General features: G+C 63.8%; 19 protein-coding genes and 1 tRNA gene. 15 read left to right on the forward strand and 5 right to left on the reverse strand.

Features of this window, described 5'->3' with window-relative positions; translation table 11 throughout:
* Positions 1–46: 46 nt before the first annotated feature.
* Positions 47–1003 (forward strand): LysR family transcriptional regulator, encoded by a 957-nt coding sequence (locus tag NKL04_RS01720; protein ID WP_023683802.1) that lies wholly within the window; start codon positions 47–49, stop codon positions 1001–1003.
* On the opposite strand, the gene NKL04_RS01725 is transcribed toward NKL04_RS01720, so the two are convergent.
* Positions 936–1562, reverse strand: a complete 627-nt coding sequence (locus NKL04_RS01725; RefSeq protein ID WP_023701145.1) for a TetR/AcrR family transcriptional regulator — start codon at positions 1560–1562, stop codon at positions 936–938. The two genes, NKL04_RS01720 and NKL04_RS01725, sit on opposite strands and share 68 nt — an antisense overlap.
* Positions 1563–1628: 66 nt before the next feature.
* Between NKL04_RS01725 and NKL04_RS01730 the strand changes: the two genes are divergently transcribed.
* On the forward strand, positions 1629–2054 hold the full coding sequence (locus NKL04_RS01730; protein ID WP_023672457.1) for a VOC family protein: 426 nt from the start codon (positions 1629–1631) through the stop codon (positions 2052–2054).
* A 94-nt stretch (positions 2055–2148) separates the two neighbouring features.
* Positions 2149–3060, forward strand: coding sequence for an arginase family protein (locus NKL04_RS01735; RefSeq protein WP_023701144.1), 912 nt, complete (start codon positions 2149–2151; stop codon positions 3058–3060).
* 4 nt (positions 3061–3064) lie between these two features.
* On the opposite strand, the gene NKL04_RS01740 is transcribed toward NKL04_RS01735, so the two are convergent.
* Complete coding sequence (locus NKL04_RS01740) at positions 3065–4015, reverse strand: S1C family serine protease (RefSeq protein WP_023672459.1); 951 nt, start codon at positions 4013–4015, stop codon at positions 3065–3067.
* Positions 4016–4184: 169 nt separating this feature from the next.
* Between NKL04_RS01740 and NKL04_RS01745 the strand changes: the two genes are divergently transcribed.
* The 3 genes from NKL04_RS01745 to NKL04_RS01755 all read left to right on the forward strand — a co-directional run bounded on the left by NKL04_RS01745 (position 4185) and on the right by NKL04_RS01755 (position 6759).
* The gene (locus NKL04_RS01745; protein ID WP_023689760.1) at positions 4185–5057 is read left to right on the forward strand and encodes a S1C family serine protease; all 873 of its coding nucleotides are present in this window, start codon (positions 4185–4187) and stop codon (positions 5055–5057) included.
* A gap of 8 nt (positions 5058–5065) precedes the next feature.
* Complete coding sequence (locus tag NKL04_RS01750; protein WP_156951471.1) at positions 5066–5773, forward strand: helix-turn-helix transcriptional regulator; 708 nt, start codon at positions 5066–5068, stop codon at positions 5771–5773.
* A gap of 119 nt (positions 5774–5892) precedes the next feature.
* On the forward strand, positions 5893–6759 hold the full coding sequence (locus NKL04_RS01755) for an SDR family oxidoreductase (protein ID WP_023672462.1): 867 nt from the start codon (positions 5893–5895) through the stop codon (positions 6757–6759).
* Between the two features lie 130 nt (positions 6760–6889).
* On the opposite strand, the gene NKL04_RS01760 is transcribed toward NKL04_RS01755, so the two are convergent.
* Together NKL04_RS01760 and NKL04_RS01765 are read right to left on the reverse strand one after the other, a co-directional pair.
* Positions 6890–7405: a TIGR00645 family protein gene (locus tag NKL04_RS01760; RefSeq protein WP_023672463.1), complete on the reverse strand. Its 516-nt coding sequence runs from the start codon at positions 7403–7405 to the stop codon at positions 6890–6892.
* Positions 7406–7731: 326 nt separating this feature from the next.
* A complete protein-coding gene (locus tag NKL04_RS01765) occupies positions 7732–9927 on the reverse strand; it encodes an OmpA family protein (RefSeq protein ID WP_023691506.1) in 2196 nt (731 codons plus the stop codon).
* Positions 9928–10129: 202 nt separating this feature from the next.
* On the opposite strand from NKL04_RS01765, the gene NKL04_RS01770 reads away from it, so the two are divergent.
* Positions 10130–10576: a YcgN family cysteine cluster protein gene (locus NKL04_RS01770; RefSeq protein ID WP_023672465.1), complete on the forward strand. Its 447-nt coding sequence runs from the start codon at positions 10130–10132 to the stop codon at positions 10574–10576.
* A 220-nt stretch (positions 10577–10796) separates the two neighbouring features.
* Entirely contained in the window at positions 10797–11141 is a 345-nt protein-coding gene (locus NKL04_RS01775; protein ID WP_023672466.1) for a hypothetical protein, read from the forward strand.
* A 268-nt stretch (positions 11142–11409) separates the two neighbouring features.
* Here NKL04_RS01775 and NKL04_RS01780 read toward each other — a convergent pair whose 3' ends face one another.
* Positions 11410–12120: an SIMPL domain-containing protein gene (locus NKL04_RS01780; RefSeq protein WP_023672467.1), complete on the reverse strand. Its 711-nt coding sequence runs from the start codon at positions 12118–12120 to the stop codon at positions 11410–11412.
* A 134-nt stretch (positions 12121–12254) separates the two neighbouring features.
* Between NKL04_RS01780 and NKL04_RS01785 the strand changes: the two genes are divergently transcribed.
* From NKL04_RS01785 to NKL04_RS01815, 7 genes are all read left to right on the forward strand, one after another.
* Positions 12255–12330: transfer RNA gene (locus NKL04_RS01785), tRNA-Ile, on the forward strand.
* Between the two features lie 833 nt (positions 12331–13163).
* Positions 13164–14603, forward strand: a complete 1440-nt coding sequence (locus NKL04_RS01790) for an NAD(P)-binding domain-containing protein (protein WP_023701140.1) — start codon at positions 13164–13166, stop codon at positions 14601–14603.
* 24 nt (positions 14604–14627) lie between these two features.
* Positions 14628–15803 carry an acyl-CoA dehydrogenase family protein gene (locus NKL04_RS01795; protein WP_023670851.1) on the forward strand — a complete coding sequence of 392 codons (1176 nt, stop codon included), beginning with the start codon at positions 14628–14630 and terminating at the stop codon, positions 15801–15803.
* A 13-nt stretch (positions 15804–15816) separates the two neighbouring features.
* Complete coding sequence (locus tag NKL04_RS01800) at positions 15817–17172, forward strand: LLM class flavin-dependent oxidoreductase (RefSeq protein ID WP_023701139.1); 1356 nt, start codon at positions 15817–15819, stop codon at positions 17170–17172.
* A gap of 10 nt (positions 17173–17182) precedes the next feature.
* A complete protein-coding gene (locus NKL04_RS01805) occupies positions 17183–17524 on the forward strand; it encodes a DUF3088 domain-containing protein (protein ID WP_023670853.1) in 342 nt (113 codons plus the stop codon).
* 4 nt (positions 17525–17528) lie between these two features.
* Positions 17529–18710 (forward strand): acyl-CoA dehydrogenase family protein, encoded by a 1182-nt coding sequence (locus NKL04_RS01810; RefSeq protein WP_023701138.1) that lies wholly within the window; start codon positions 17529–17531, stop codon positions 18708–18710.
* Positions 18707–20050 carry an LLM class flavin-dependent oxidoreductase gene (locus tag NKL04_RS01815; protein WP_023701137.1) on the forward strand — a complete coding sequence of 448 codons (1344 nt, stop codon included), beginning with the start codon at positions 18707–18709 and terminating at the stop codon, positions 20048–20050. The genes NKL04_RS01810 and NKL04_RS01815 overlap by 4 nt, the downstream gene beginning before the upstream one ends.
* Positions 20051–20094: the final 44 nt, after the last annotated feature.

Below are 20094 nucleotides of genomic sequence, written 5' to 3' on the forward strand. Positions count from 1 at the left end.
AAACTGGTATATTTTCTATACGATCCATCCATAAAGTAGGTATGCCGTGCAGCCCAATCCGACGCTCGACCAATTGCAGATCCTGGTTGCGGTCGCCGACACCGGCAGCTTCTCAGCCGCCGGCCGCAAGCTTAACCGCGCGCAGTCCGTCATCAGCTACGGCATCGCCAATCTTGAAGCGCAGCTTGGCCTGAAACTGTTCGAGCGCGAGGGCACGCGCGAGCCGCAGCTGACCGAAATCGGCCGGGCGATGCTGGAGGACGCCCGGCGCATGGTCGGCGTGCTGCAGCGCATCCGTTCGCGTGCCGACGGTCACCATCAGGGGCTGGAGGCTGAAGTTGCGCTATCGGTTGACGCGGCGCTGCCCTCGCCGGTGCTGGTGCGGGTGCTGAAGGCGTTCGAGGCGCAGTTCCCGACCGTGATGATGCGACTGCATATCGGCACGCTCGGTCTGATCCCCGACCATGTCGTCAGCGGACAGTCGGATCTTGGCATCGGTGGCTTGCTGGGCGAGGTCGACGTGCATCTCGTGCGCATCGGCTTCATGTCGATCGTGCTGGCTGCCGCCCCCACCCACCCTCTGGCACTGCTGCCGAAACCGGTGGCGCTCGAGGATGCGCGAGAGCACACCCAGCTGGTTGTCAGCGACCAGTCGGAACGCACCAAGGGACGCGACTTCGGCGTCTTTGCCTATCGTACATGGCGGCTGACAGATGTGCGTATCAAGCATACGTTGATGCGCGAGGGGCTGGGCTGGGGCGGGTTGCCGCGCTGGCTGATCGCGGACGATTTGGCCAGCGGCAGGCTGGTCGAACTCGACCTTGAACCCTTTAGCGAGGTGCGCTCATCGCTCTATGCCATGCACCGCGCCGACCGCAGCCCGAAACCGGCGGCGGCCTGGCTGATCGACCAGTTCAAACGCCAGCTCGGCTGCTTCAACGAGTTCGACCCGGACGACCTGCCTGAGGATGAGCCGGAGACAGCCCATCGATCAGAGCCATGAGCACGGCGCGATAGTCTTTGGCCGAGGCGCCGGCCTCGACGGCAAGTGCTGCGCGGTCGAAGGCAGCGGCGAGCAAAGCGGTCAGCGCATCGGCCGGCAGTCTGGTCATCGACTGTTCGCGCATTGCCGCAACCAGGCCTTCGCGCAGCGACCGGTTGCCGTGGCGATTGTCGATCGCATCCATGGCGGCGCGGCCAAGCACGGCCGGCCCGTCGAGCAGCAAAAGCCGCGTGCGGCCGGGCGCGCGCATGGCGGCGAGATAGGCGTCCGAGCCGGCAATCAGCGCATTGCGGGCAAACAAAGAAGGCGGCGAGGCGCGCTCGATCTCTTGCGCCACCGCCGCCGCCTCCTGCTCGACCACGGCGGCAAACAGCGCCTGCTTGTCGGCAAAGTGGTGATAGAGCGCGCCGCGGGTGACGCCGGCGGCCGCAACGATCTCCGGCGTGCCGGTCTCGGCATAGGACTTTTCGATGAACAGTTTGCGCGCCGCAGCGATCAGGTCGGCGCGCGTCGCTTCGGTGCGGTCGCGGTTGGAGCGGCGCGGGGTTTCTCGTTGCATACATGCAGCCTGTATGTTATTTCGAATTACATGCAAACTGTATGTTGGCTAACGGGAGAAAGAAAGATGAAGACGACGAGCTATTATCCGGTGCTGATGACGGGCGACGTAGCCGGCACAAAAGCCTTCTATATCAATCACTTCCGCTTCAAGCCGCTGTTTGCGAGCAACTGGTATGTGCATCTGCAGTCTGCCGAGGATCGCCGGGTCAATCTCGGTATCGTCCAGGGCGACCACGAGACGATCCCCGAGGGGGGGCGCGGCCGCACATCGGGGCTGCTGATCAATTTCGAGGTGAGGGATCCTGATGCTGTCTATGAACGGATCGTTGCGGCCGGCCTGCCGATCCTGTGCCCGCTGCGCGACGAACCCTTCGGCCAGCGCCACTTCATCACCAGGGATCCCAATGGCGTGCTGATCGACGTCATCAAGCCGATCCCGCTCAGCCCGGAATTTCAGGCGCAATTCGCGGCGGGCGCGGCGGGCGCCTGAACAATGGCAGCAAATGTCGGCAGCGGCTCCGGCCGCTGTGGCCGGACCCGCACCATGCGGTCTATGTTGGTGATGTTGAAGCTGGGCCTGCCGCATGCGTGACATCTGCCTTGTTCGTGCGCCATCCAATCTCGGCCTTCGGCCCTTGGAGCCGGGCCATGTGCCCGGCACCTGGCGTGCGCCGCAGGCGCTGAGCGAAGCTGGTTTGATCGAGTCGCTGGCGCCGGGGCGGGTGGTCGATCTCGACAGACCCGCTTACAGTACCGAACCGCAACCGGGCACTAGGCTGCGTAATGGTCCGGCGATCCGCTGCTTCAACCTCGATCTTGCCGAGATCGTCACCGGTGCGCTTGGGCAAGGCGAGTTCCCGCTGATCATCGGCGGCGACTGCTCGATCCTGCTTGGCGCACTGGTCGCCGCGCGGCGCTCGGGCGCGTTCGCCCTGGTCCATGTCGATGGCCACAGCGATTTCCGCCATCCCGGCAACTACGATGTCAATGCCTCACTCGGCTCGGTTGCCGGCATGGATCTGGCACTTGCCACCGGACGCGGCGAGGCTTTGCTGGCGCAATGGCCAGGTGTTGTCGGTCCGCTCGTCGCCGACGAGGCGGTGGTTCAGATCGGCGAACGCGAGAGCCGCGATGCCGATTTTGCCTGGCCCGACATCAATGCGACCGCCGTGACGCGCATCGACGTCTTTGCCGCGCAGGAACTCGGCGCGGCTGGAGTGTTGCAAAAGACAAGAGCGACGCTGGCGCGCGCCGGCTGTCCCTACTGGCTGCATCTCGATGTCGATGTGCTCGACCAGACGGTGATGCCGGCGGTGGATTCGCCCGGCAGCCCCGGCATCGACCCCGATGAACTCGTTGCCATTCTGTCGGCGCTGACAGCGGACCAGCGCTGCACCGGCTTGGACATGACGATCTACGATCCCGACCTCGACCCGACCGGTGACCTTGCGCGACTGCTGGTGTCGCTGCTCGGGCGGGTGCTCAACCCTCGATAAGGGCTCAACTCGCCCTTGCTACCGGCGTCACCGTCACCTGGCTGACGCCGGTGCGGCGCACCACGGTGCACAGCGTCTCGCGGCCGATGCGTTCGGCGTCGAGCATGCGCACGAGGTCGTCGACGCCGGTGACCGGGCGACCGTCTATTGACGCGATGATGTCGCCTTCCCTGAGGCCGGCCTTCGCCGCGGGTCCGTCTTTCTCGACGCTGCGCAGCCGTACCGCCGTACTGGTGGTCACTTGCGACAGAAGGGCGGCGCGGCGCGGCAGGTTGGTGGTGTCGGCGGAGATGCCGATGAAGGCACGGCGCACGCGGCCGAAGCGGATGATCTCCGAAATGACGAAATTGGCGGTGTTGGAAGCGACCGCGAAGGCGATGCCTTGCGCGCCGTGGATCATGGCGGTGTTGACGCCGATGACCTCGCCTGCCGACGACACCAGCGGTCCGCCGGAATTGCCGGGATTGAGCGCGGCATCGGTCTGGATGACATCGTCGATCAGCCGCCCGGTCGAGGCGCGCATCGAACGGCCAAGTGCGGAGACCACGCCTGACGTTACGGTCCATTCGAAGCCGAGCGGATTGCCGATGGCAATGGCGATCTGGCCGCGCCGCAGCCGCTTGGAATCGCCGAGCGGCGCGACTTCGGTGAAGCTGCCATCGGCGCGCACCAGCGCGATGTCGGTGTCGGGGTCGCGGCCTAGCACACGGCCTTCGCTGGAGGCGCCGTCGGGCATAGAGACGCGCACCGTTTTGGCATCGCCAACGACATGGAAATTGGTGACGACCAGCCCGTCCGGGGTGATGACGAAGCCGGAGCCATGGCCACCTTGGCCACCGACGCGCTCGATGCGGCAGACGGCTGGGCCGATGCGGTCGACGGCGTCGGCGACTGTCGTCGAATAGGCGTCGAGCAGTGTGTCGTCGGTTTCGAATTTGTGGGCGGCGAGGGCCATTGGCGGGGCTCCGTGTTTTCAGGCGCGATGATGACTATATGTGCGGAGCGGCTCGAACTGCCGCGACCTGACCAGATGGCCAGTCAAACCAGTAACTAGCCGTCAGACGAGTACCTCCGGGCGCACTGCCGAGCGATATCTGGGGCATGAGAAAACCCAGGAGATCATCATGAGTGACTTCAACCTTAATGCATTTTCCGACGCCATCGCCGATCTCGCCGCCAAGGCTGCGCCGGCAACGGCAAGTTTCACCACCCATCACCATCGCACCGCCAGCGCCTTCCACTGGCGTGACGGCTATTTCGTCACCGCCGAGGAAGCTGTCGAGGCCGGTGAGGAGATCGAATTGACATTGGCTTCGGGCGAAGCGGTGAAGGCCGAACTGGTCGGTCGCGATCCGTCGACCGGCGTAGCGCTTCTGAAGCCGGCCGGCGCTGCCGCAGCGCCTGCGCTGGCCAAGGCTGACGCGGTACGGCCCGGCAATCTTGCCATCGCCATCGGCAGTAGTCAGGGTTCGGCGCTGGCCGTATCGGGTTCGGTCGGCGAGGTCGGCCCCGCCTGGCGCTCGATGCGCGGCGGCAGCATCGATCGGCGCATCAATCTCGCCGTCAATGCCGGCGGCCGTTTCGAGGGCGGGCCGGTGCTTGACGCCAAGGGCGCGCTGATCGGCATGCTGCTGTTTGGGCCACGTGGTCGTGCGCTGGTCATGCCTTATGAGACGATCGAGCGGGCCGTGGCGACGCTGCGTGAAAAGGGCCATGTCGCGCGCGGCTATCTCGGCGCCGGCCTGCACCCGATCCGTGACGGCGCGGCGCGCGGCGCCATCGTCATGAGCCTCGACGACAATGGTCCGGCCAAGGCCGCCGGCCTTGCGCTGGGCGACATCATCGTGGCGTGGAATGGCGAGGCCGTGCACGGCCCGCGCGAACTGATCCGAAAGCTTGGGCCGGATAGCGCGGGCGCCGCGGTGACGCTCGGCGTGGTGCGCGGCGGCGAGCAGCGCGACGTCGCGCTGACCGTCGGTGAAAAACCGCTGAGCTGAGAGGGGCGATGGAAAGCGACACGCTGACAAGGCCGGAGGCGGGTGGGCCGGAGGTGGGTGGGCCGGAGGTGGCGGGCGGCGGACGCCAGCTCGTGGTGCTGATCGCGCTGCACGATGCCGCGCGTGCCGAGCGCCTGTCAGCTTCGCTTGCCATGGCGGACGATCTGCTTCCGGTCGTGGCCGGCAGCGGGATTGCCGACGTCGCTGTCGTCGATGACGCTGTTGCGAACAGTCCGGCCTGGCTCGATCGGGCCGATGGTGGCAACAGCGCAATCCCACGGGTGCTGCTATCCGCGAGCGCTGGCCGGCCGGAAAACCGGGTGCTTGCCGTGCTGCCTTTGGCGTCGGATGCGAATCTGATCGCGGCTGCCGTCAGACTTGCGGCGGCCGGCTACCGGGTGTCCAGGGATGGGCGTTCGACGCCCGCTCGCCACGACGATTTCGATGGCGCCGCCAACGGCGGAAGCCATAGCGGGCTGTTCGGCGAGGAGCCGTTGGACGATGGCGCTACCGCCCGTCCGGCGCTGTCGCCGCGCGAGGCCGAAGTGCTGGCGCTGCTGGCCGAAGGCGCGCCCAACAAGGTGATCGCGCGGCTGCTGAACATCTCCGTGCACACGGCAAAGTTCCACGTCGCCGCGATCCTGATCAAGCTGGGTGCTGCGAACCGCACGGATGCCATCGCGATCGCGATGCGGCAGGGCCTGGTGCTGGTCTAACCCCCTTATCCATTTGAGCCTACGTTGCGTAACCCGTTGCAGGCTGCCGAGGCCTTGCGCAGTGCATTGCCGCCGCGCAATGGTTCGCGTCAGTGATGTAGCAAGGGAGGTGCCAAGACATGTCGCTCAAGGGAAAGACGCTGTTCATCTCCGGCGGGTCGCGCGGCATCGGTCTTTCGATCGCGCTGCGAGCTGCGCGCGACGGCGCCAATGTGACGATCGCGGCCAAGACCGCCGAGCCGCATCCGAAGCTGCCGGGCACGATCTACTCGGCAGCTGAGGAGATCGAGCAGGCCGGCGGCAAGGCGCTGCCTGTTTTGTGCGACATCCGCGAGGAGGCGCAGGTGGCTGAGGCGGTTGCCAAGACCGTCGAAAAGTTCGGCGGCATCGATATCTGCGTCAACAATGCCAGCGCCATCCAGCTCACCGGCACGCTGGAGACGGACATGAAGCGCTACGATCTGATGCACCAGATCAACACGCGCGGCACCTTCCTGGTGTCGAAAATGTGCATTCCGCACCTGAAGTTGGCAAGCAATCCTCACATCTTGAATCTGGCGCCGCCGCTCGACATGAAGGCCAAATGGTTCAAGAACCATGTCGCCTACACCATGGCCAAGTTCGGCATGTCGATGTGCACGCTGGGGATGAGCGCCGAGTTTGCCAAGGACGGCATCGCGGTCAATTCGCTGTGGCCGATCTCGACCATCGACACGGCTGCGGTGCGCAATCTGCTCGGCGGCGCGACGGTGGCGGCGATGAGCCGCTTACCCGACATCATGGCCGATGCCGCACACGCCATCTTCATGCGCTCATCGCGCGAGACATCAGGCAATTTCTACATCGATGAAGAGGTGCTGCGGGCCGAGGGCGTGACCGATTTCGCGGTCTATGCGCCGGGCGCGACCGGGCCGCTGGCCGGCGACTTTTTCGTGCCGGACGCGGTATTTGCCAATTCGCCGACGAACGTCAAAAGCATCTACTGACGGAAATCACGGGCCGACGGCGCTGCTTCCTCATCCACCTGCCGGCGTTTTTCGAAAAACCAAGCAATTGGCTTTTCGCCCGCTGTGCGGACCAGCCTCACCTCCCCATGAACGGGGAGAAAGGGGCTCATCACTCCTCGCCCTTCTTGCCTTTGCTCAGTCCCATCAGCCGGTCGATATAGGCCAGCATCAGCGCCGAGACGACGAAAGCGAGGTGGATGATGGTCAGCCACATCAGCTGGTCGATCGTATAGGAAGACGAATTCAGGAACACCTGCAACAGGTGGATCGAGGAAATAGCGACGATGGTCGAGGCGACCTTGACCTTCAGCGAACCGACATCGATCGTACCCAGCCAGTGCACACCGCCATCCTGGTCGTCGAAGCGGCTGACGAAATTCTCGTAGCCGGAGATGATCACCATCACCACCAGCGAGGCGACAAGTGCGGCGTCGATGAGGCCGAGCATCTTCAGGATGGTGTCGGTGTCGTCGAGTGTGAAGGCGACCATGACGAACTCGTAGAGTTTTTTGCCGAAGGACAGCGCATAGACGGCGAGCGCCAGGGCCAGCCCGATGTAGAAAACCACCAGCAGCCAGCGTGAGGCGAGGATGATCGATTCGATGGCGAGTTCGAGACGTTTCATGCAGCGGTTCCGGTCAGCTTTCTGAGGTCGACTGGGGTATTTCGATCAGCTTGCCGCAGTTTGCAAGGCAAATTGCGACGCAAAAAAACCCCGCCGGGAGGGCCGGCGGGGTTCAATGCATCCCGCTGGAGTCGGGACGGGGCAGGGAACGCCCAGGCTTGAATCTGGGGAGGGCGGCCGCTCTATTCAATGAGCCGGTTCTAATACCAGTACAATTCTTGCTGAACCGGGATTGCTGTCCGCAGCTCGACCCATCCCGATCTGCCGGGATGGGTCCTTGTTGTCGATCTGATTCCAGAAAGCTGCTCAAGCTATTGGAAAGCAGATCAATTGTTACTCGCCACCGGTGCCACCAGCGAGGTGATGCGACGGATGCCGACACGGCGGTTCTCGCGGTTGGGCGCCGTGGTGTTGACCTTCAGGTATTCCTCGCCATAGCCCTGAGTGGTCAGGTTTTCCGGCGGGATCCCGAAGGCATTGGTCAGCGCTTCGGCGACAGACTCAGCGCGCCGGTCGGACAGAGCAAGGTTTGCTTCCGGCGTGCCAACCGCATCGGTGTGGCCTTCGATCAGGAAGGTTTCGGCCGGGTTCTTCTTCAACAGTTTCTCCATGGCCGTGGCGACGCCTTCCAGTTTCTGCACTTCGGTGTCGGATATCGAGGCCGAGCCGAACTCGAAGTTCAATGTATCGAGGTCGACGCGACGGGCAATGTCGCGCACGCGCGCCGAACGCTTCACTTCGTCGATGGAATAGAGGCGCTGGACCTTCTCCACCGGCGGTTGTTCGAGGAACTCGTAATAATCGTCCGGGCTTTCGACATCTTCCGAATCGAGGATGTACTCGCGGCGCGGGATGGTGAGCCGCATCGGCGGCAGGTCGTCACCGGGATCGCGCCAGTCATTGTCGTCGTCATAGCTGCGCTCGTCGACATAGCTCAGCACATATTCGTGCCCATCCGGCGTGATGCGCGATCGCCTGATGACGTCGCCATTGCGGTTGCGGATGGTGACGATCTGGATGCCATTGTCGCGCTCGACGATTTCCCGAGAGCGATCGCCCGACAGTTCCTCATAGTAAACATTCCTGGCGCCGCGGTGCATGCGCGGAGCGTCATTGCTTTCCACGATCGTCTGGTTGTTGAACTGCAGGATGACGCGGTCGCCGAGTTCCTTGACGACGTCGACGCCTTTCGGACGCCGGCGGTCGCGGACGTTCTCATCGGGTGCACGCTCGACGCGTTTGCCTTTTTCCTCCGTCACCGGGGCGATCTTTTCTGGCTGAATTGCCTGCTGAGCTGACTTGTCGTCGGTGGGCGGCGGTCCCTGGTCGACCGGAGCCGGCTTCGGGGCTTGCGCCTCGGTGCCGCCCTGCGCGGGCTGCTCGCCCGTCTGGCCGCCAGCATTCTGGCCGTTCCCATTTTGGCCGTCGCCATTCTGGCTGTTGCCGCCCTGGTCCTTGCGGTGCTTGCGCCTGGCATCCTTCTGGCTGTCCAGGATGGGTGCTTCGTCGGGGTTGGCCGTGGCTTCGCCTTGCGCCGGCGTCTCACGTTGCGCGGGCTGCTCGGCATTGGCCGGTTGCTCCGCAGGCTGTGGTTCACCGGTCGCAGGCTGCTGTTCGCCCGTCACCGGCTGTTCGCCGACAGTTTTTTTGCCGTGCTTTTTCGCCTGATCCTTCGGCTGTTCACCTTCGGCGGGAGCCGCTTGCTGATCGGCCGGGGGCTGAATCGGCTCGGCCTGCGGCGCGGGCTCTCCGGCAGGCGCAACTTTGACGTCTGGCGCTTTGTCGGCAGGCGCGGCCTCAATCTGCTGATCCTGCTTGCGCTTTTTCTTGCCCGACTTGTTGTCGTTTGCCGGCGCCACCTGTTCGGTGGGCGCTGCCTGCTCGGCAGGCTGCTGGGCCGGCTGTTCAGCGGGCGCCGCTTCGATCTGCTGTTGGTCGCGCTTCTTCTTGCGTGGCTTTAGCGGCTGTTCTTCATTTGCCGGAGCTACCTGTTCGGCCGGTTGTTCAGCCGGTGCTGCCTCGATCTGCTGCTGGTCACGCTTCTTCTTGCGTGGCTTGAGCGGCTGCTCATCGGTCGCCGGCGCTGCCTGGGCGCCGCCCTCATCCGCAGGCGCCGCCTCGATCTGCTGCTGTTGATTGCGCTTCTTTTTGCGCGGCTGCTGTTCCTCGGCGGCAGGTGCGGCCTGTTCGGCCGGGGCCTGCTCGGTCTGCTGCTGATCCCGCTTCTTCCTGCGCGGCTGTTGTTCCTCGGCGGCAGGGGCGGGTTGCTCTGCAGCCGGTGCAGGCTGCTCGGCGGCCGGCGCTGCCTGTTCGGCCTGCTGGCGTTTCTTTTTGCGCGGCAGTTCCTGGTCGGTCTGCTGACCATCTGCAGCAGGGTCGTCCTGGACCAGGATCAGTGGCGCGGCCGTGTGCTGCAAGGGGCCGAAAACGGCGTTGCCCTGCAACGGGGATGCGCCCAACGGCGCGGATGCCATAAGCAGGCCAAGTGCCGTACCTGCCAGTACCCGTGGTTGGCGTTTCATCTTAAATTCTCCTTGTGGGGTCCCATCCCTGCCCAAACTGTCCTTGACCGGATTGGTTCCGGTTTGCAGGCATTACCCGCACCCAAGGACGATTGACCGGCGTTTTGAAGGCAACTTCATGTTTTTCCTATGGTGCGGCCGGAACTTGAAGTCACACAACAGCTTGACCTTGCCGCATGCGGAGGCCACATCTCGACCCATAATGGAAACGCCGTTCTGGAAGACCAAGACGCTGGAAGCGATGACGCCCACCGAGTGGGAATCGCTGTGCGACGGCTGCGGAAAATGCTGCCTGTCTAAACTCGAGGACGAGGATACCGGCGAGATCTACTGGACATCAGTCGGCTGCCGGCTGTTCGATGGGCAAAGCTGCCGCTGTTCGGACTATGCCAACCGGCTGGCGCGCGTGCCGGACTGTGTCGGGCTGACGCCGCAGAATGTGCGCACCATCACGTGGCTGCCGAAAACCTGTGCCTACCGGCTGGTTGCCGAGGGGCACGACCTCTATTGGTGGCACAGGCTGGTGTCGGGAAGTGCCGAGACCGTTCATGATGCCGGCATCTCCATGCGCGGCCGCGTCCGCGCCAGTGAGACCGATCTGGCCGAGCCGGACGATTATTTCGACTATATGCTCGACGACGAGCCCTGAGCATTCTGGAACGGACGTTGCCATAGGGCGTTCCGCGCCATTGGACGTTTTTGACGGTCAGGATCGTTTGCAGCGGTGGAAGGGGCGGTTGCTTTTGACCTGTCGGGCAGATTAACCGAAAATGAACGGCCGGTTCGCGAAGAGTTCAGATTGCAAGGAGCATTCTCCCCCCATCGGTTCGACCAAGACGGGCGCAAGCCCTCAACAAGGAGAGAAGACAATGTTCAACTCATTCAAGACGGCAGCCCTTTCGGGTCTCGTAGCTCTCGGCACCCTTGCCGCAGTGCCCGCCCAGGCGGACTCGATCTATCTCGGCTTCGGCAACAACCATGACCGCCGCGTCGGCGTCTACACCGGCGACGATGAGGACGGCTTTCGCCGTGACCGCAATTGGCGCCGCTGCTCGCCGGACCGCGCCCTCGACAAGGCCGAGCGCATGGGCCTGCACCGCGTCCGCATCGTCGATGTCAATCGCCGCGTGGTGAAGGTCGCCGGCCGCCAGTATGGCGATCGCGTAGTGGTCGTGTTCGCCAATGAGCGCGGCTGCCCGGTTATCTATCGCTAAGAGAACCAGACTGATCTTCTGCGAAGATCAGTCTGGGATACGACCTTCTGCGAAGGTCGATCCGGAGGCATGTTCCTCTGCCAGGATCAGCCTGGAGTACCTGGAGTAGCGGCATGACCCTTCTAGGGTCAGCCAGGAGCCCCTTTCCCTCCGCGGAAAGGTGCGGCTCGAAAAAACCCCGGAGGCCAGTCCTCCGGGGTTTTTCATGTCGGAAATCTGCGGTTCCGGCCGACGGGTTCAGCAGAACCGCGCCCAGCCCGGCGGCCTGCTACTTAAGCTCGAATGTCACTGTTACCTGCACGGCGTAGGCATTCTCGCCGGCCTGCACGGGAACCGCGGCGCCTGCCGCATCGAAGGCCTTTGCATTGATCGGCATCGGCGCCGGCGCAACGTTCTGGTCGGTGATTTCCAGCACCCGGCCTATGCTGACGCCGGCGGCTTCGGCCAGCGTCTTGGCCTTGGCCATGGCATCGGCGACCGCCTTCTTGCGGGCTTCGGTGACGGCAGCTTTCGGATCCTCGTTGGAGAACGAAATGCCTCCGCCCTGATTGACGCCGAGCGACACAGCCTTGTCGAGAATCTCACCTGTTTTGTCGATGTCGCGGATGCGCACCGAGAGTGTGTTGGTCACCTGGTAGGCGACAAGCTCGGCTTCCTGGCTGCCGTCCGGTTTGTTGGTGTAGTTGTAACGCGGGTTGATCTGGATGCCGGCGGTCTGCAGGTCGCGGTCCTTGATCCCTGCCGACTTCATTGCCGCGATCACGGCGGCCATGGCGTCGTTGTTGGCGTCGAGTGCCGCGCGTGCGGTCTTGGCCTCGCGCATGACGCTGAGCGTCAGCAGCGCCAGGTCAGGCGCCACGGTCGACTGGCCTTCACCCGACACGATGATGCGGGGCGGGGGCAGCGAATCGGCAGCGCTTGCCATCGCCGGAAAAGCGATCGCGGCGGCAAGTGCGAGCGGCAAAATATGTCTGGTCATGAAAATCTCCTCGGTGTGCGATCCAGTCGCGCCTGTCGACTAGGGCGCGAATATGGGCTGATTTGGGCGATCTCGGCCAGCCCGTCCGGAAAGCCTTGTGCCGCGCAAGGAAAAACACTAATCCAGCGCGCGTGGGGCCTGTAGCTCAATGGTTAGAGCCGGCGGCTCATAACCGCTTGGTTGGGGGTTCGAGTCCCTCCGGGCCCACCAGTTTATTATATATCAATACCTTACGCCTAATTATTTGAGTTTGAGTTGAGCGTTATCGGGTAAATCTATGGCTTCTGGGCAAAATGGTTTTGGGGCCCGTTCGTCAATTTTCTCCATCTCGTTGATGGCACTGTCACACCTAGCTCAAGCCCCTGGGTTCGAAATACCCTGCAAGGATGCCTGCGGCAATCGGCGGCAACGACGTGCAATTAGGCGGGTTCTGAACTCGGCCGCAGTCTCAAAATGCGCTTGCCAGTTCGGTTGATCTGTGCGGATCTGGCAGCCAATTCCGACAGAATTCTCTTACCCAGCCCGGACAGGTAAAGGCTGAGGAAATCATGAGAATGGTAATCGGTAATGTCCCCAACCGCATCGTTTTCCATCGGTCGTGCTTTGAAATAGATCTCAATCGCGACCGCGACGGCGCCGTGTACTTGACGCCGGTGCAGCTCAAGGCGTGGTGAGAGCCGCCACCAATCGAAGTCCTCGAGGTCTCCTTTCGGGTGCATGACGCGTTTTTACACACGTGGGCTCGACCCCTACTTGGGTGAAGTGTCGGAAACGCAGCGTACTCCTTTCAACGGGCAAGAATTGCAGCGGAATCGACGCGGGCAACCGAGCGTTCAGATTATGTCAGCCCTGCGCGCCAATTGTTCGCTTGTCATCACGGATTGCAGGTGGTGCCGAATATCCGGCAGCAGCCCGGTGACGCTCCGATTGTGCCGTTGGATGCAAGTGAAAAAAACTACCGGGCAATCAAAGCAGACATTTCTGGACTGTTTGCCGACCGGGGCGGAGTTTGGTGTAACGCTTGAACTTCAGCCAGGACCGAAATGGCCTTACCGTCCGATCCAGATCACGACGCCCGCGAAACACTTCGACTGATCGGTCCCGATCCGCAAAATTGGGTGCCGGATCGGGAGGGCATCGACCACAATGTCTTTGTCGTTGGCGGCGGGCAGACGGGCGCGACCTTCGCCTTCGCGTTGAGGCGGGCCGGCATCGGCAAGGTCACGGTCATCGATGCGGCGCCGGATGAGGGCAAGGCCGGCATCTGGCTCACGCATGCGCGGATGAACCGGCTGCGAACACCAAAGGGCCTGCCGGGACCGGAACTCGGCCTGCCGGGCCTGAGCTTTCAATCCTGGTACGAAGCGCGCCATGGTGCCGAAGCCTATGCAGGCTTCGACCGCATCGCGCGGACGGATTGGGCGAATTACCTGAAATGGTATCGCGACTTTCTCGGCATTGGCATTCGCTACGGCACGCGTCTCCTTCGCATCGAGCCGGCTGACGGGTATCTTCGCCTCCACCTCGATGCCGGCGGCACGCCATTGATCGAAACGGCGCGGAAGATCATTCTGGCCAATGGCTTTGGCGGCAGCGGCGGTCCAATGATACCGGCGGTGCTCGCTGCTCTGCCCCAGGGCTTTGTCGCACACAGTTCTGCAGCAATCGATTTTGCCTCGCTCAAGGGCAAAGCGGTCGCTGTCGTCGGGTCGGCGGCTTCGGCATTCGATGCGGCGGGGACAGCCCTTGAGGCCGGCGCGCAATCGGTGCGCCTGTTCGCGCGGCGCACCAGTATCGCCAGCGTGCCGATCAACCGCGTGCGGGGTTATCCCGGCGCCTATGACAACTATCCGCGCTTGCCCGATCCGGTGCGCTGGCGCCAGGCACTGCGCTTCCGCGAGGCCGGTTCGACGCCACCGCCCGATGCCGTGGAGCGGGTAGTGCGGCACAAGAATTTCCACCTGCATCTCGGTGCCCCCTGGACGAATGCGGATATCGACGGCGGCAAGGTCGTCACCGACATCGGCGCCGAGACGTTCGCTTTCGACTTCGTCATCGCCGGCACCGGCTATTTCGCCGACCCGACGCGCAAGCCGGAATTTAGCAATTTCGCCGCCTCGATCCGGCTGTGGCGTGACCAATACGCGCCGGCGGAAGGCGAACTGGATGAATTTTTCGGCGCCCATCCCTATCTCGGCCTCGGCCATGAATTCCTCGAGAAAGCGCTGGGGGAGGCGCCGTTCCTGAGGAACATCCACGTCTTCAATCCAGGCGGCTTCGTCAGTTTCGGCCTGCCGATCGGCGATGTTCCCTCTATCAGGCGCGACGTGCCGGCTGTCGTCGCCCGCATCAGCCGCGATCTCTTCCTTGCCGATCTCGACAGCCATGAGAGCCGGATAACCGGCAGCCATCCGGCCGAGTTCGGGGAGGAGGCCTACGCCTCTGCCGTCTGGCGACCGGCACAGACCATTGCGGCGGAATAGACGCATTTCCATGGACAAACGCCGATGACCTTCAGCCCTGACCTTTCCGACCCGTTCGTCGCCACGGCGGTCGAGCTGCGCACCATCTTCGATCGCGATGCGGTGGCGCGCGACAAGGCTGGTGGACGACCGGTCGAGCAGATCCGCCTGCTCAAGGAAAGTGGACTGCCGTCGGCGCAGATTCCCAAAAACTATGGCGGCAAGGGCGCGCCCTGGCTGTCGGTGCTGCGCGTCGTGCGCGAATTTGCCCGCACCGATGGTTCGCTAGCCCATCTCTACGGCTACCATCATCTGCCGCTCAACGGCGTGTTATTTCGCGGTACGGACGCGCAGAAGGACCAACTGCTGACACGCTCGGCCCGCGAGAACTGGGTCTGGGGCAATTCCGGCAACGCCATGTCGAAGACCTCTACGGCCAGGCGCAACGGCTCGGGCTGGATCCTGAACGGCTTCCGGCCGTTCTCTTCCGGCTCGCACATCGCCGACTATATCCAGGTGGCATGGGAAGACGGCCAGGACCGCCTGGCAGCTGCGATCCCGGCCGATCGTGAAGGTATCGTCATCGAGGATGACTGGGATGGCGTCGGCCAGCGGCAGACGGGTTCCGGTAAAGTCACGTTCAAGGATGTGCATATCGGTGATGACGAACTGATCGGCTCGCCCGCCGTGCCGCTGACGCCGTTCCAGACGCTGATTTCACTCTTCCAGCAGGCGGTCCTGCTCAACCTCTTCGTCGGCAGCGCGCAAGGAGCGCTGAGCGAAGGCCGCGACTATACGGTCTCGCAATCGCGACCCTGGGTCTATTCCGGCTATGAGAACCACACCGATGATCCGTTCGTTCAGCGCAAATATGGCGATCTCTATATCCGCACGCTGGCTGCCGCCGAACTCGCCGATGTGGCGGCGCGCAGCCTCGATGCCGCCTATGGCAAGGGCGAGGCCTTGACCCTGGAGCAGCGCGGACAGACGGCGATCGACCTTGCCACCGCCAATGTCTATGCCGGGCAAATCGGTCTCGACGCATCGAGCGAGGTTTTCGAGGTGATGGGCGCCCGCTCGGCCACCAAGGCCAATGGCTACGACAGGTTCTGGCGCAATGTGCGCACGCACACGCTGCACAACCCGGCCGAATACAAGAAGCGCACCATCGGCACCTGGTTGCTGACCGGGGAATTCCCGGTCGGCGGGTTGTATCGCTGAGGAGGCGCGGAAAATGGCCAGGCGCAAGGACAAGCTCAAGCTTGGAGCGTTTCTTCTCTTCACCGGCCACCATGTGGCGGCATGGCGCCATCCACAGGCGGCCGAGGGGACCAGCCTCGGCGACTATGTCGAACTGGCCAGGCTCGCGGAAGCGGCCAAATTCGATGCGATCTTCTTTGCCGATGGCGTCGCGGCGCGGCTGAGCAATCTCGAGGCTGCCAGCCGCAAGGCGCATAGCGGCGTCTATCCGTTCGAGCCCATCACGCTGCTGTCGGCGCTGTCGGCGGTGACCACCAACATCGGCCTGATCGCCACGGGTTCGACCAGCTATTCCGATCCCTACAATCTGGCCCGCCAGTTCGCGTCGCTCGACCATCTGAGCGGCGGGCGCGCCGGCTGGAACCTCGTCACCTCGTCCGATCCGGATGCGGCATTCAATTTCGGCCACGATACGTATATCCAGCACGGCGACCGCTACGATCGCGCCGAGGAATTCGCCGATGTCGTGCTTGGGCTGTGGGACAGCTGGGAGGATGATGCCTTCCCGCGCGACAAAGTGAGCGGGCGCTATTTCGACAAGGAGAAGCTGCATGTGCTGAACCACAAGGGCCAGCACTTCGAGGTGCGCGGTCCGCTGAACACGCCGCGCACGCCGCAAGGCCATCCGGTCGTCGTCCAGGCGGGCGCGTCCGGCCCCGGCAAGGAGCTGGCGGCGCGCACCGCGGAAGCGATTTTCGCCGCGCAGATCACGCTCGATGAAGCCACCGCCTTCTATGCCGACGTCAAGGGCAGGCTCGGTAAGTACGGCCGTTCAGAGGATGATCTGAAAATCCTGCCAGGCATCTTTCCGGTCGTCGGCCGCAGCGAAGCCGAGGCGCAGGAAAAGTTCGAACAGCTGCAGGATCTCATCCAGCCGGAAGTGGGCCTCGGTCTGGTCTCGGCGCTGGCCGGCGGCTTCGATCTGACCGCCTATCCGCTCGACGGGCCGGTGCCGGAACTGCCGGAGACCAATGCCGGCAAGAGCCGGCAGGCGCTGGTCATCGATCTGGCGCGGCGCGAGAAGCTGACGATCCGGCAGCTCTATTTGCGCATCGCCGGCGCTCGCGGCCACTGGCAGGTGGTCGGCACGCCACAACAGATCGCCGACACGATGGAAGAGCGCTTTGAGAATTACGGCGCCGACGGCTTCAACATCATGGCACCGATCATGCCCGGCGGCTTGAAGGATTTCATCGAGTTGGTGGTGCCGGAACTGCGCCACCGTGGCCTGTTCCGTCGGGAGTATGAGGGCAGCACCTTGCGCGACAATCTCGGCCTGAAGCGGCCGGCAAACCGTTTTTCGCGGCATGCCGCGGCGGCGGCGGAATAGGAATGAGCCGATGGCGCGCGACACGCTCTTTCTCATCCAGCCGGGTTTCGCCGACCCAAAGCATCCGGGCCAGACCTTCGTCTGCCCCTATTCCAACAAGGTCGAAGGGCTGCTCGCAGCCTTTCCCGATCTTGCTGCCAGGCTGGACGTCGAGCGCGTGCCGTTCGCAAGGCCGAGGGGTAAGGTGATCGATGCGCTCGGCGAACGCCACCAGTCGCTGCCGGTGCTGGTCGTCGGCAGTGATCCGCCAGCCGACCTACCGACCGCCAAGGGCAAGGTCTTTGCCGACGACACAAGGCGCATTCTTGCGCTGCTTGCCGAGCGCCACGGCTTCCCGCATCTGCATGAGTGACCTGATGAGCTTCGATCCCGATACCTCCAATCCATGGATCGCCAAGGCGGTCGAGCTGCGCGACATCTTTGCCCGCGACGCGGTCGAGCGCGACCAGCTTGGCGGCAGGCCCGTCGAACAGATCCGCCTGCTCAAGGAGAGCGGCCTGCTCAGTATCGTCATTCCCAAGGAATTCGGCGGCGCCGGCGAACCCTATTCGACGGCGCTGAAGATCGGCCGCGAGTTCGCCAAGGTCGACGGCTCGATCGGCCACATCTACGGCTACCATTTCAGCGCGCTGATCGCCGCAAGGCTCAATTCGGACGAACCGCGCTCAGCCGATCTGCTGCGGCGTTCGGCTGCGGGCGACTGGTTCTGGGGCAACACCGGCAACAGCTTTTCCAAGACGCTGTTCGGCCGCAAGGATGGCGAGTGGACGATCGTCAGCGGCTTCAAGCCCTTCGCCTCCGGCTCGCATGTCGCCGACTATCTTTCGACCTCCTGGGAAGACGAGGTCAGCGGCGAGCGGAAGTTCGCGGCCATCCCGGCGGATCGTGAGGGCATCACCATTCTCGACGACTGGGACGGCATCGGCCAGACGCAAACCGGCAGTGGCAAGGTCGCCTACAAGGATGTTAGGATCCATGACAACGAACTGGTGCGCGGCTGGGTCGACGCGTCGCTGCCGATCCGCACCATCGGCCCGCTGCAGCAGCAAAGCGTGCTGCTCAATGTCTTCATCGGCACCGCCCAGGGCGCACTGCTAGCGGCACGCGACTACACGCTCAACAGCTCGCGACCGTGGATGTATTCCGGCGTCGAGCGCCACATCGACGATCCATGGATCAAGCGGCAATATGGCGAGCTCTGGGTCAAGACGCGGGCGGCAACGGTGCTGGCTGATCGCGCTGCGGCGGCGATCGATCATGCGATCGCGCGCGGCAAGGCGTTGACCGAGCAAGAGCGCGGGGAAGCGGCGGTTGCAGTTGCCGCGGCCAACGTGCTGGCCGGCAATGTCGCGCTCGAAGTCACCACCGAGATCTTCGAGGTGATGGGCGCGCGCTCGGCGGTGCGCAAATACGGCTTCGACCGTTTCTGGCGCAATGCGCGCATCCACACCTTGCACAACCCCGCCGAATACAAGGCCCGCACCGTCGGCACCTGGTATCTGACCGGCGCCTATCCCGAGCCCGGCGTCTTTCGATGAGCGGCCGACAGCTCCACCTCAATGTCAACATCCTGCACGCCGGCTTCTCGCCGGCGGCATGGCGGATGGACGGGGTCGACCCCTATGCCGCCTTCACCGTCGACCACTATGTGCAGGTGGCGAAGATCGCCGAGCGCGCCAAGCTCGACGCTATATTCCTTGCCGATCAGGCGGCAATTTCGGATCGCATCGACTATCGGCCGATTACATCGCTGGAACCGACCATCGTGCTGGCGACGATAGCCGCCGCGACCGAGCGCATCGGCCTGATTGCGACGGCATCGACCAGCTTCAACGAGCCCTACAACATCGCCCGTCGTTTCGCGACGCTCGACCATGTCAGCGGCGGGCGCATCGGCTGGAACATCGTGACCACGGCCGATCCCGCCTCGGCCCGCAATTTCGGCCTGACCGGCGCGATAGATCATGGCCGGCGCTACGAGCGGGCCGCCGAATTCACCGAAATAGTCAAGGCGCTGTGGGACAGCTGGGAGGACGATGCCTTCATCGGCGACGTCGCCAGTGGGCGCTTCGTCGATGCCGCCAAGGTTCACGCCATCGAGCACGAGGGCGCGCATTTTTCGGTGCATGGGCCGCGCTCGCCGCAAGGGCATCCGGTGGTCATCCAGGCCGGCGGTTCCGATGACGGCAAGGAGCTCGCCGCGCGCCACGCCGAAGCGGTGTTTTCCGCGTCGCAATCGTTCGAGGAGGCGCTCGCCTACGCAAAGGAGCTGAAGGCCCAGGCTGTCGCCTATGGCAGAAGCGGCGGCGTGCCGCTCAACCTCGCCGGTCTGGCCACCATCATCGGCAGCACCGAGGCGGAAGCGGAGCGGCGGCAGGAAGAACTGTGGGACCGCATCCCGCTCGACTACAGCCTGACGCGGCTGTCGGGCGTGCTCGGCATCGACCGCGAGCGGCTGAGGCTCGACGAGAAGCTGCCTGACGTCATCCCGCTGCCGCCCAACGGCGGCCACACCTTCTTCAAGGCCACGCTGGCACTTGCCCGCAACAACGATTTCACCGTTCGCCAACTGATCCGGGCGCTCAACGGCAGTACCGGCCACCGCACCGTTGTCGGCACGCCGGAGCAGATCGCCGACGATATCGAAAGATGGTTTGTCGCCGGCGCCGCCGATGGCTTCAACCTGATGCCTGACGTGCTGCCGACCGGGCTGGAAGTCTTTGTCGATACGGTCGTGCCGATCCTGCGCCGGCGCGGCCTGTTTCGCAGCGACTATGAAGGGCGCACGCTGCGCGACCATCTCGGCCTTATCAGGCCTGAAAGCCGTTTCGCGCCGCAGCCGCACAAGGCGTCAGGGTTGCTCGGGGCCACCCATTGAACGATCATCAAACGATAACGGCGCGGAAGGTACCGCCATTGACC

Origin of the sequence: Mesorhizobium sp. C264A (assembly GCF_040324515.1) — a bacterium.
GTDB lineage: Bacteria > Pseudomonadota > Alphaproteobacteria > Rhizobiales > Rhizobiaceae > Mesorhizobium.